Source organism: Shewanella putrefaciens (genome assembly GCF_016406325.1).
GTDB classification, from domain to species: Bacteria; Pseudomonadota; Gammaproteobacteria; order Enterobacterales; family Shewanellaceae; genus Shewanella; species Shewanella putrefaciens.
Genome location: NZ_CP066370.1, coordinates 349,099 through 361,836, shown reverse-complemented (window position 1 = coordinate 361,836; position 12,738 = coordinate 349,099). Strand labels below are relative to the sequence as shown.

Below are 12,738 nucleotides of genomic sequence, written 5' to 3'. Positions count from 1 at the left end.
AAAAAGGCGCAATCCACAGGATTAGCGCCTTTTTCTTAGCAACAACCAAACAATAGACCAAATCTAAGCATGCTAAAATTCAATGAGTTATGTTCGAGTTCTGGCCACCGCATCCTGCCAACCTGCATATAGCTGCACTCGAGTCTGGGCATCGATATTAGGGATAAAATGCTTATCGATGCAGGCTTTGTGCTCAAGCTCTATCACACTCTCCCAAAAGCCCACGGCCAACCCAGCTAAAAATGCCGCGCCCAAAGCGGTTGTCTCACAAACGCTTGGCCTTAGTACCTCAACATCGGTAATATCCGCTTGAAACTGCATCAAAAAATCATTGGCGACCGCGCCACCATCCACTTTTAAACGCTTAAGGCTGACGCCACTGTCTTTGATCATGGCATCGAGTAAATCTTTACTCTGATAAGCGATGGATTCTAACGCCGCCCGAATAATATGATTACGGTTGGCGCCGCGGGTTAACCCAAATAGCGCGCCACGGGCATTGGGATCCCAATAGGGCGCCCCGAGTCCCACAAAAGCGGGAACCAGATATACGCCATTAGTATCGGCGACCTTAGAGGCAAAGTATTCGGTATCACTGGCATCACGAATAAGCCCGAGTTCATCCCGCAACCATTGAATGGTCGCGCCGCCCATAAAAACTGAACCTTCGAGGGCATAGTTCACTTCACCCTTAGGCCCCACGGCAACTGTAGTCAATAAGCCATGGTTTGAGCGCACCGCTTTGGTCCCAGTATTCATCAACAAAAAACAACCAGTGCCGTAGGTATTCTTCGCCATGCCGGGCTCGACACATAACTGGCCAAAAAGCGCAGCCTGTTGATCGCCCGCCATTCCTGCAACTTGGATTTCACTGCCTTCACCGGCAATCCGTGTGGTGCCATACACGCTGCAGGAGGGTTTAACGTCAGGCAACATAGACAAGGGAATATCTAAGGCTTCGAGTAACTTATTATCCCAAGTCAGGCTATGGATATTGAATAGCAACGTGCGGGCAGCATTGGTGGGATCGGTGACATGTACCTTGCCTTCGGTTAACTTCCACACGAGCCAAGTATCGATAGTGCCGAACAACAACTCACCACGCTCGGCTTGCTCACGGGCATTGGGCACATTATCTAAAATCCATTTGATCTTAGTGCCTGAAAAATAAGGGTCGAGTAATAAACCGGTATTCTCACGCACATATTCTTCTAACCCTTGAGCTTTGAGTTGCTCACAAATCTCAGCGCTGCGACGGCACTGCCACACAATCGCGTTATAAATAGGTTTACCTGTGGCCTTCTCCCAAATAACGGTGGTTTCCCGCTGATTGGTTATGCCAATGGCCGCCACTTCATCGCTGTGAATACCCGCACGCGCCAGCGCTTCAACTAACACTGAACTTTGGCTTGCCCAAATCTCCATGGGATCATGCTCGACCCAACCTGGATTAGGATACAACTGGGTAAATTCCCGCTGGGACACACTGACAATGTTTGCATCGTGATCGAACACTATCGCCCTTGAACTGGTCGTGCCTTGATCTAAGGCCACCACGTATTTTTTCTGCACGCTACTATCCTATCTGGATCCTCTGTCGACATTTATATCAGCGAGAATTGAAATGACTTACTACTTATGTAGTGAATATATTCGGAATTTTCCGCCGTGAACAGTAAGCTAACCCGACGAACTTTATTCTAGCCATAAAAAAGCCCTGAAGATTCAGGGCTTTTTTTAACATACCGAACTTACATCTTGTAGCTCATTTGAATACCCGCAAGCCATACATTGCCGCTCGCTTCGCCGTTAAAGTTAACTGTCGCTAAGTTTAATAGATTTTGCTGTTCGTTGATGGGCGCATCGCCTGTCGCTTTGATATACGTCACTGCAAAATCAACATTCAGATTTTTGGAAGCCTGATAACCTGCGCCCACAGAGAACCACAAACGGTCAGAGTCAGGAATTGTAGTGGTACGCCACTCATCTGTTGCCGCCGTTTTATCTAAAGCGACACCGGCACGCACTAACCAAGCATTATTCACTTGGTAGGTCGTTCCCAGCGCGAAACGCCAGTTATCTTCAAAGTGTTCTTCTTTCACTAAATCAGACTCTAAGTCACCCTTAGGTTTAACCTCGCCGGGGAAATACGCCACTAACTGATCAAATACACTCCAATCGGTCCAGTTTACACTCGCATGCATGGCCCAGTTATCGGTCAGTTGATGGTGGGATGCAATTTCTGCAAATGCGGGTAATTCAAGCGGTAAATAACCTTCGATAGACACATCTTGGCCACCCGTATAAATGACCCCTGAAGCATGACCATCAAGATCTAGCTTAACGCCGCTATGGTAAGCCAAACCTAAACGGTGAGCGGGGGTAATCTGCCAGCTTGCGCCTAACTGCCAGCCATAGCCAATATCATCACCCTTCATACTCTTCAGCTCAGTACCGCCTGGGGGCAACATGGCAGCCACTTGCGCAGGTAAACTCGGTTTAATACCATCGACCCAACCGGGTAATGAAGCACCGATTTCACCTTCACCATAAACGATTCGCACACCACCGCCTACACTGACTGCATCATTGATGCGATAAGCAACATTAGGATTAAACTCAACGGTCGTTACCGAGGTCTTATTACCAAAAATGGCCGCGGCGTGGGTTGCAGGTAATTCTGTGGCGAGACCATAGTTAGAGTTTACCGCTAGGCCCCAAGTCCATTGATCATTTAACTGATTTGAATAATAAAAGTTTGGCACCAACGCGCTATCGGCCACATCCAGAGCATCGCCGCCTTGCATTTTAACGGGATCTGGCCCCAGTAACGGCGAGCTTAGGCTCACATCACCTTTCACATCGACGTTTGGCATCACATAAATACCACCCGCAGAAAGCTGACGTCCTTCTAAATAAGTGAGCATGGCAGGATTTCGACCTTGGGCAGAGGCGTTATCCGCCATAGCAGCTTCCCCTGCAAAGGCGCGGCCTAAACCTGTAGAAGAATATTCGGCCAATTGGAAACCAGCGGCATGGAGTTGAGTCGTTGAAGTTAACAAGGCTGCAGTGACAGCCAAAGTCAGAAGACGTTTTTGCATTATCATTCTCTAATTATCTTATTGTTATCTGTACTACTTAAATAAGTACTACGGCATTCAGGCAAAATAGAGTAAACACTCCAGATTGAATGCGCTGCAGTTTACTTATGCAGAAGATGTTTGCAACCAGAGGAGATAAAACAGATAAAAAAACTACAAACACTTGCTTGATTAAAATTTTTAGTGATAAAAATCACTTTTCAGATCAAAAATAACTAACAAATTGGCTAGGCACGTTCGCTCAATGTAGTTCTAAAAATGCAACAAAAACAAAATAATTAAACACAAACAAATAGATAATAAAAAACAACAACAGCACAAGTGTTTATCATTATTAATTGGCAATATCAGCACAAATCACTACCTCTTTTTAAAATTAGACATCCATAATAACAAATAAATAAATTATCAATTTAATACATGCACTTAAATTAATGCTCAACAAATGTGCTAACAAAAACGCCTAGACTTTCGTCAAGGCGTTTTATTATTGCATCATCATAGGTACAAGTGTTCGCTGAAATTTTAACTCCGCCAGCCTTGGATTTGGGTTTCGTACTGACTAATTTGCGCAGCATGGGACAAGGTCAGCCCAATAGCATCTAACCCATTGAGTAGCTTATGTCTCGCCGACTCTGCCAGCGTAAAACTAAACTCAGCACCTAACGGTGAAATCACTTTACAGCTTGTGAGATCGACCGTGATTTGCGCACCTTCTTCTGCCGCCACTTCGTCCATCAACTGACGCACCTGCGCATGGGTTAACGCCACAGGTAACAAGCCATTATTGATTGAGTTGCCGTAAAAAATGTCGGCAAAACTCGGTGCAATAATGGCGCGAAAACCAAAGTCTGCCAGCGCCCAAGGCGCATGTTCGCGGCTTGAACCACAACCAAAGTTTTCCTGCGACACAAGAATTGAAGCGCCTTTATAACGAGGCTGGTTCAATGAAAACTCAGGATTGGGCACATCGCCCGCATCATCTAAATAACGCCAGTCATGAAATAAGTGCACGCCAAAACCATCGCGCGTCACCTTAGATAAAAACTGTTTCGGAATGATCTGATCCGTATCGATATTGGTGCTGTCGATCATGACCGCAAGCCCGGTATGGGTCGTAAAAGGTTGCATTAACTTCTCCTCTTGGGTTTACGGTAATTAGTAAGGTTTACGAATATCGACAAAATGCCCAGCCACCGCAGCGGCGGCGGCCATCGCCGGGCTCACCAAATGGGTGCGACTACCACGGCCTTGGCGACCTTCGAAGTTACGGTTACTGGTCGAAGCACAACGATCGCCCGCCTCTAATCTGTCATCGTTCATCGCCAAACACATAGAGCAACCCGGTAAACGCCACTCAAATCCCGCTTCGATAAAGATTTTATCTAAGCCTTCGGCTTCGGCTTGCGCTTTCACTTGCCCAGAACCAGGTACGACAATCGCAGTGACACCGTTCGCGACTTTACGACCTTTAGCATGCACGGCAGCGCTGCGTAAATCTTCAATCCGCGAATTAGTACAAGAACCGATAAACACTTTGTTGATACTGATGTCTGTCATCGGCGTACCCGCACTCAGGCCAATGTATTCTAAGGCCTTTTCCATGCTGGCACGGGTGCTTGGGTTGGCTTCATCAATAGGATTTGGCACTTTTCCATCGATCGCTACGACTTGGCCAGGGTTAGTGCCCCAAGTCAATTGTGGCGCAATATCGGCGGCATCTAACTCAACGACAGCATCAAACACGGCGCCATCATCGGTTTTTATGGCTTGCCAGTAAGCGACAGCCTCTGCCCAATCTTCGCCCTTGGGTGCAAACTCGCGGCCTGCTAAATAATCGAAAGTGGTTTGATCCGGCGCGACCATGCCAGCCTTAGCGCCCATTTCAATCGCCATATTGCACACTGTCATGCGACCTTCCATCGACAGGGCTTCAATCGCCTCACCACAGAACTCCACCACATAACCCGTGCCGCCATCCATGCCGATTTTGCCGATAATGGCGAGTACGATATCTTTGGCGGTCACGCCATCGCTAACATGACCACGCACTTCAATCTTCATGGTCTTAGCTTTTAACTGACGCAGGGTTTGGGTTGCTAAAACATGCTCAACTTCCGATGTGCCAATGCCAAACGCCAATGCGCCAAAGGCGCCATGGGTCGCGGTATGGGAATCACCACAGACAATCACAGTGCCCGGCAAGGTAATACCCAACTCAGGGCCCATCACATGCACAATCCCTTGATTAGGATGATGAATGTCGTATAAACGCACGCCAAAGTCTTTACAGTTTTGCGCTAAGGTTTCAACCTGTGTGCGCGCCATTGGGCTTAGGGCATCCAAGCTGGCGCTACGGGTCGAAGTATTGTGATCCATAGTAGCAAAGGTTTTTTCCGGTGCACGCAGTTTGCGGCCCGCCACTTTTAAGCCACTGAATGCTTGGGGAGAAGTCACTTCATGGACTAAATGTCTGTCGACATAAATGATCGGCGCTTCACCTTCAGGAGTCGCTACAACGTGGGCATCCCATACTTTTTGATACAGCGTTTTTGCCACCGCGTTTTTTGGCACAGTCGTCATTACACACCTTCCTTTATAGCATTGGCGATAAAGTCACCCATCTCGGCGGTTGATTTAGCTTGGCTACGCTTGTCGCTGCTCAATAGCTCACCAGTTAAGTAGCCAGAATTTAATGCTTTGCTTACGGCGCGTTCAATCGCACAGGCGGCTTCTTCTTGCTTTAAGCTGTGGCGCAGCATTAATGCCGCCGACAGAATTTGGGCGATAGGGTTTGCAATGCCTTTACCTGCGATATCCGGCGCACTGCCACCCGCAGGTTCGAATAAACCAAAGCCAGTGCTGTTCATGCTCGCCGATGACAACAAGCCCATAGAGCCCGTTAACATGGCGATTTCGTCGGATAAAATGTCGCCGAACAGGTTAGAACATAGCATCACATCGAACTCATCGGGACGACGTAGCAACTGCATGGTCGCATTATCGATATAGATGTGTTCAAGCTCGACATCGGGGAAGTCCATCGCCACTTCTTCTACCACTTGGCGCCATAACACTGAACAGGCGAGCACATTGGCTTTATCCACTGAGGTCACTTTTTTACGGCGACCACGGGCGGCTTCGAAGGCGATGCGGGCGATACGGCTAATTTCGCGGCGGCTATAACGCATGGTATCGAAGGCTTCTTCATTTTCGCCTTCACCTTGACGACCCTTTGGCTTACCAAAATAAATGCCCCCTGTTAACTCGCGTACACATAAGACATCAAATCCACGGGCGGAGATATCGCTACGCAGCGGCGACATATGCTCTAAACTATCATGCAATTTAGCTGGGCGCAGATTACAAAACAGTTCGAAGTGACCACGCAGTGGCAATAGCGCGCCGCGCTCAGGTTGCTCATTTGGCGGTAACTTTTCCCACTTAGGGCCGCCTACCGAGCCAAATAGGATCGCATCGGCCGCTTCACAGCCCTTTAGCGTGGCATCGGGTAAGGGACAACCGTGGTTATCAATGGCAATACCGCCAACATCGTATTCAGTGTATTCGATATTTAAATCGAATCGTGCTTCCACTTCACGCAGCACTTTACGCGCCTCTGCCATCACTTCAGGACCGATCCCATCCCCTGCTAATACTGCTATTTGATAACTCATACGCCAGCCAACTCCTTTAAATGTAAATGCTTTATGCTCGACCTTGCTATTCTTTGGATGCTTTTAGCGACTAGACGCCGCCTAGCTCTCGATTTTTTTGCATGCTTTGTTTGTAATCGGCGACCTTGTCTGCGCGGCACGTTAAGTTCATCACATGCACTAAAGCGCGCGCCGAGGCTTCGACCACATCGGTCGCTAAACCTACGCCGTGAAAGTTCTGCTCGTGGTAAACCGCGGTAATGTCCACTTGGCCTAAGGCATTTTGACCTACGCCCTTAGCACCTAACTTATAGCTGATGATATCGATTCGACGATCGGTTGCGCGAGCAATCGCGTTATAGGCAGCATCAACAGGACCATTACCCGTTGCGGCTTCGGTTTTAATTTCGCCGCCCACTTCGATACGCACAGTCGCCGTAGCAACGCCTTCAGTTGAGTCAGACTGCACCACTAATTGCTGCAATTGATAGTGATTGTCTTCTTCGGCCTGTGCTTCCATAAAGGCTAAGGCTTCTAGATCATAATCAAATACTTGGCCTTTTTTATCTGCCAATTTTAGAAACTCTTCATACAGAGTATCCATATTGTAATCGTGCTCGCTATAGCCCATTTCTTCCATGCGATGCTTGATCACATGGCGACCCGAGCGAGAGGTCATATTCAAGTTATTGCGATTCAAACCTATGCTTTCTGGCGTCATGATTTCATAGGTATTTTGTGCTTTTAACATGCCATCCTGATGGATACCTGACGAATGAGTAAAAGCATTAGCACCGACAATTGCTTTGTTCGCCTGCACTGGCATATTGCATAACTGGCTGACCAAATTAGAAGTACGGTGAATTTCTTTAGCATTAATGCCTGTTTCTAGCCCTAACATTCCCTTACGCGTCGCTAAGATCATCGCGATCTCTTCCAGTGAACAGTTACCCGCACGCTCACCTATGCCATTGATGGTACATTCAATTTGACGCGCACCGTGCTGTACAGCGGTAATCGAGTTAGCCACAGATAAACCTAAGTCATCGTGGCAATGCACTGAGATCACCGCTTGGTCGATATTCGGCACCCGATTAAACAAAGTCTGAATGATATTGCCAAACTCGCTTGGCACTGTATAACCGACCGTATCGGGAATATTAATGGTGCGCGCGCCAGCAAGAATGGCGGCCTCTACCATGCGACATAGATTATCGATGGGCGTACGCCCCGCATCCTCACAGGAAAATTCCACGTCATCAGTAAAGCGACGGGCGTATTTCACTGCGCCCACCGCCATTTCTAACACTTGGTCGAAAGAACGCTTCAACTTGCTCTCAACGTGAATAGTCGAGGTCGAGATAAAGGTATGGATACGGAATTGATCAGCGACAGACAAAGCCTGCGCCGCTGCATCGATGTCCTTTTCCAATGCACGGGATAAGGCACAAACGCGGCTATTTTTGATGGTGCGTGCTATGGTCTGCACTGACTCAAAATCACCGGGTGAAGAAACTGGAAAACCCACTTCCATCACATCCACACCGAGACGTTCCAGCGCCATAGCGATCTGTAGCTTTTCTTTGACCGACAAACTTGCGGCTAACGCCTGCTCACCATCACGCAAGGTGGTATCAAATATTATGACTCTGTTAGACATCTCGCTTCTCCATGGAACGTCACCGTTCGTTAGTTAATTTTTGCCGTATTCAGATACAAAAAACCCCGCAACATTTGTGCGGGGTTTGTGAATGCTTTGCCTCTTTATCGAGCGTGCAACACTAAGACCTCCGCGTATAAACCGCGAGGAGAGAGAGGAGGAGGTCGAGTTTGCGGCTAATAATATTCATTTAATCTGTATATTTATTCTGTTTGAATTATTGAGGACGGTTAATATTTAACTTGCCTAGCCGATAGTGTCAACCCCAATTTTTTCATGTTCTACTGATTTGACTTGTCATCAGCCAACTAATTGCGAGTTTTATCCTTCAATTAGTGATCGTTCCCACAGAATTAACCCGCTGTTTGGATTCAGAAATCATTCAGATGTGTTAATTTATCTCACTTAGAAAAAAATAGTTTTTTATGCAAAAAATGATTAAGAAAAGTTATAATCCAGCCTCACTGATTATGGATAATAGAGTTTACGCATTCTATGGAGCACAAAATGGATTTTCGCGTCTTGGCACTGAGCATGCTCTTATGGCTTGTTACTCTTAATGCCTGTGCTAACAGTCAACTCGATGAATTGACCGAAATCATCTACCAATATCCGACTAAAGCCTTTAATCAAATAGCAACCCTTGAAAAACAACCCGTAACGGAAAAAGCATCAGACATTGATCAGCTCCGTCTCAGTATTTTGAAGTGCCAAAACTTGCTGCAATTAGGGGAAAATAAAGCCGCGATTAATCTCGCCCAGTTGGGTGAAGCAAAAGCTAAACGACTGAAACTCGATCAAGCTCGTCCCTACTTTTTAACATGCCAAGCCGAAGCACACCTTAATAACAATAATATCCAGAATGCTCTGCCATTACTCGATTCAGCCATTACACTCGCTAGACGCTACCAACAACCTCAGTCTTTAATTGATAGTTTAAGATTACGAGGACAACTCGATACAGATACAGACAACTTCTCATCGGCCATCGAAGATTTACGACTTGCGATTGATATTTATCCTGATATTCATAGCCAAACACAAAACTGGATTTGGCCGCCGCAGGCTTACATATATGCCGCTATGGGTAATTTACTCTATGCCACCCATGATTTTCCACAGGCCATGTATTACACCAATTTAGCGCTGCAAAGTTCTGATGCAAAAGGAAAAGTACTGCATGTCATTCTTCGTAATGCCTCACGTATTGCATTCGATAATCAAGAATTTGACTATAGTGACCAACTCGAAAAACAAGCAAAAGCCTTACTTCCTGAAATAGGCTCCCCCTTAGAACTCGCTTACAGCTATGCAATTTTGGCCTCTATCTCCTTAGATAAAGGACGTATAGATACAGCCGAAGAATATATTTCCATCAGTATCAATAGCTTTCAAAAACAAAACCAGCTCGTTGCCGTGATGCGCTCTACTCGTCTCTTGGCACAGATCCGTTTCGCCCAATCTCAAGATGAGGCAGCATTAACCCTAATGCAATCCGCAATTGAACAGGGAGAAAGTTTAAAGCAATACTCAGATTTAAAAGAATTCTACCGAATATTAAGTGACTATTACGTAGATAAAGGAGATTTTAAACAGGCATATGACTTTCTACTAAAACGTCATCAGGCTTCAGAATTCGCAAATGAAGCGATGAACAATACTCGTATATTGCAGTTCAAAGCACGCATCAATCAACAAGATTTACCGCAGGAAACTGCGCCTAACACGCAAAATCCTAACATCCTTGATGAACTCAATCTAGATTGGGCATATAGCACTCTTTTTTTACTTGCGATGACAATACTGGGCGGTGCTATTTGGTATTTTATTGATAAACAAAATAATCGCGTCCCAGCAACGGATAATGACAGCCAGTCATTATCCCCAATACAACAATTGGAATCGGCCCTAAACAGCGCAAAACAAGGCAACTATCCCCTGGCACTGCTGCTCTTTAATGCCAGCCAGATCCGTCAAGTAGACCTGCCACCACTGCAAGATGAGCTACAACATAAATTACGTGAGCACGATAAACTCATCCGCTATTCCATGGATGAAATAGTAATTGTATTACCCCATACCTCAGCGATGGGGGCGCAGCGTGTTGTCAATCAGTTAACGGCAGCGATTCAACCTTGGCAGGGGTCGAATAGAGTTTATATTGGCATTGCCGCATTGCAGCAGTTTGACACTTTAGAATCTCTGATTAAGCGCGCTGGCATCAATCAATTAGGTAAGATTAAGATCAGTGAAAATAGTCAGGATAATCACTCTCCAGCTAAATAAGCTGCAATCTCATCAAGGAAATCGTCACCAAAACGGCTGAGTTTACGCTCGCCAACCCCGTTAACCGCGAGCATTTCACCCGCACTCGTTGGCATCATGGCCGCCATTTCTGCGAGTGTCGCATCGTTAAACACTAAATATGGCGGCACGTCCTGCTGTTCGGCAATGGTTCTACGCAACAATTTTAGCCGCGCAAATAACTTACGGTCATAATTAAGCGGTGCTTTAGACTGACTCGCCTTACGTTTTGTGGTTGTTAACTGAATACGCGGTTCGGCGAGCATTAACGCCACTTCCCCTTTGAGCACAGGCCGTGCCGATGGGTTTAAGGTAATAGAGGAGCCACGAGTCACATCTTGGCTTGCTAATCCCAGATGAATGAGTTGACGGATCACACTCAGCCAATATTCATGGCTTTTATCTTTACCAATCCCCCAAGTCGTGAGTTTGTCATGCCCTCGATCGACTATCGGTGCGCCTTTCGAACCGCGTAACACTTCAATTAAGTGATTGATACCAAATCGCTGTCCTAGTCGATAAATACACGACAGCACCTTTTGCGCATCTTCGGTGCCGTTATAGCGCTTAGGCGGATCGAGGCAAATATCGCAGTTACCACAGGGTTCTAATGCACTTTCATCAAAGTAATGCAGCAGCACTTGGCGGCGGCAGGTTTGCGCCTCAGCAAAGGCCGCCATGGTATTGAGTTTGTGGAATTCGACCTGTTGCTGCGGCCCCGGCTCTGACTGCTCAATCAAATGCCGCACTCGGCCAATATCGGCCGGATCAAATAGCATAAAAGCCTCAGCATCGAGCCCATCACGACCTGCTCGGCCCGTTTCCTGGTAATAGGCTTCGATGCTTTTCGGGATATCGTAATGCACCACAAAGCGCACGTTCGACTTATTGATCCCCATACCAAACGCCACGGTCGCAACGACGATATCAATTTGATCTTTAAGGAAACTGTCCTGTACTGCACCACGGTCTTCCTGCGTCATCCCCGCATGGTAAGCCTTGGCATTAAAACCTTGCAGGCATAAACGATCGGCCACCTCATCAACACGGCGACGACTGCTGCAATAAATAATCCCACTGCTACCATTTTGTTGTAGTAGAAAATGTCGTAACTGGTTAGCGGCATTGAGTTTTTCGGCCACTGTATAGCGAATATTCGGCCTATCAAAACTCGATAATAGTCGGTAAGGATCAATACCTAAACGCTCACAAATACTTTGGCGCGTTGCCTGATCTGCTGTTGCAGTCAGCGCCATCATAGGCACATAGGGGAAGAGTTGTTTTAACTGGCCGAGTGCTGCATATTCAGGACGAAAATCATGGCCCCACTGACTAATACAGTGCGCCTCGTCGATGGCAAACATCGCCAGCTGCAGCGACTGCATACGCTCAATAAAATCAGCGGTTAATAAGCGCTCAGGTGACACATAAAGTAGTTTTAACTCACCGTGGCGTAGCTGCCTTAATACTTCGGCACTCTGCTCTCGCGGCAAAGAAGAATTCAGATAAGCCGCAGCAACACCGGTTTGCAATAAGCTATCGACTTGATCTTTCATCAAAGAAATCAATGGGGAGACGACAATAGTGATGCCATTCATCATCAAAGCGGGTAACTGATAACACAGACTCTTACCGCCGCCCGTTGGCATGATCACTAAACAATCTTGCCCGCCGCAGACACGTTCTATCACCTCCCGCTGACCGTCCCTAAAGTCACGGTAACCAAACACCTGTGCTAAGCGTTGCGAGAGCGGATCATCATGCGTGTCGAGTACGAGCTTTTCCATGGATCTTCTATGTCAAAAGTGAGGGGGCCTATTCTATACCCAAACTACCTCAAAATGCAGGATTCAGCGGGAATTTAAAGTACTTTAAAATCCGCCATGGCCTCATCAGAGTCACGTCGCCTGAGTCGCTTAGCCTGAGCACTTAGCATTAGTGGCACAGTTGCATTCGTAGTGAGGTTCACTGTAGATTAATTGCTCTAAGCCGCACTTTCCTAATCTAAGTGTTGATA

The 12,738-nt window shown here is 46.8% G+C and carries 8 protein-coding genes; 1 reads left to right on the top strand and 7 read right to left on the bottom strand.

The annotated features are described in order from the left end of the window. Positions 1-87: 87 nt before the first annotated feature. From glpK to leuA, 6 genes are all read right to left on the bottom strand, one after another. Entirely contained in the window at positions 88-1,572 is a 1,485-nt protein-coding gene (gene glpK / locus JEZ96_RS01715) for a glycerol kinase GlpK (RefSeq protein ID WP_128090192.1), read from the bottom strand. Between the two features lie 179 nt (positions 1,573-1,751). Beyond that, positions 1,752-3,101, bottom strand: coding sequence for an outer membrane protein transport protein (locus JEZ96_RS01710; RefSeq protein WP_061783353.1), 1,350 nt, complete (start codon positions 3,099-3,101; stop codon positions 1,752-1,754). A gap of 525 nt (positions 3,102-3,626) precedes the next feature. Then, complete coding sequence (gene leuD, locus JEZ96_RS01705; protein ID WP_025008058.1) at positions 3,627-4,232, bottom strand: 3-isopropylmalate dehydratase small subunit; 606 nt, start codon at positions 4,230-4,232, stop codon at positions 3,627-3,629. Positions 4,233-4,259: 27 nt separating this feature from the next. Beyond that, on the bottom strand, positions 4,260-5,660 hold the full coding sequence (leuC, locus tag JEZ96_RS01700) for a 3-isopropylmalate dehydratase large subunit (protein WP_061783360.1): 1,401 nt from the start codon (positions 5,658-5,660) through the stop codon (positions 4,260-4,262). 23 nt (positions 5,661-5,683) lie between these two features. Further along, positions 5,684-6,778 (bottom strand): 3-isopropylmalate dehydrogenase, encoded by a 1,095-nt coding sequence (gene leuB / locus JEZ96_RS01695; protein WP_025008056.1) that lies wholly within the window; start codon positions 6,776-6,778, stop codon positions 5,684-5,686. Between the two features lie 70 nt (positions 6,779-6,848). After that, complete coding sequence (gene leuA, locus JEZ96_RS01690) at positions 6,849-8,417, bottom strand: 2-isopropylmalate synthase (RefSeq protein WP_011787768.1); 1,569 nt, start codon at positions 8,415-8,417, stop codon at positions 6,849-6,851. 507 nt (positions 8,418-8,924) lie between these two features. On the opposite strand from leuA, the gene JEZ96_RS01685 reads away from it, so the two are divergent. After that, positions 8,925-10,703: a tetratricopeptide repeat-containing diguanylate cyclase gene (locus JEZ96_RS01685; protein ID WP_025008055.1), complete on the top strand. Its 1,779-nt coding sequence runs from the start codon at positions 8,925-8,927 to the stop codon at positions 10,701-10,703. Here JEZ96_RS01685 and recQ read toward each other — a convergent pair. Further along, complete coding sequence (recQ, locus tag JEZ96_RS01680) at positions 10,685-12,508, bottom strand: DNA helicase RecQ (protein ID WP_014609676.1); 1,824 nt, start codon at positions 12,506-12,508, stop codon at positions 10,685-10,687. The genes JEZ96_RS01685 and recQ overlap by 19 nt on opposite strands. Positions 12,509-12,738 lie beyond the last annotated feature (230 nt).

What these genes read in the sequence shown, in the direction of transcription:
- JEZ96_RS01710 (WP_061783353.1), bottom strand. Translation starts at nt 3,101, where the DNA reads ATGCAAAAACGTCTTCTGACTTTGGCTGTCACTGCAGCCTTGTTAACT.
- leuD (WP_025008058.1), bottom strand. Translation starts at nt 4,232, where the DNA reads ATGCAACCTTTTACGACCCATACCGGGCTTGCGGTCATGATCGACAGC.
- leuB (WP_025008056.1), bottom strand. Translation starts at nt 6,778, where the DNA reads ATGAGTTATCAAATAGCAGTATTAGCAGGGGATGGGATCGGTCCTGAA.
- leuA (WP_011787768.1), bottom strand. Translation starts at nt 8,417, where the DNA reads ATGTCTAACAGAGTCATAATATTTGATACCACCTTGCGTGATGGTGAG.
- JEZ96_RS01685 (WP_025008055.1), top strand. Translation starts at nt 8,925, where the DNA reads ATGGATTTTCGCGTCTTGGCACTGAGCATGCTCTTATGGCTTGTTACT.
- recQ (WP_014609676.1), bottom strand. Translation starts at nt 12,508, where the DNA reads ATGGAAAAGCTCGTACTCGACACGCATGATGATCCGCTCTCGCAACGC.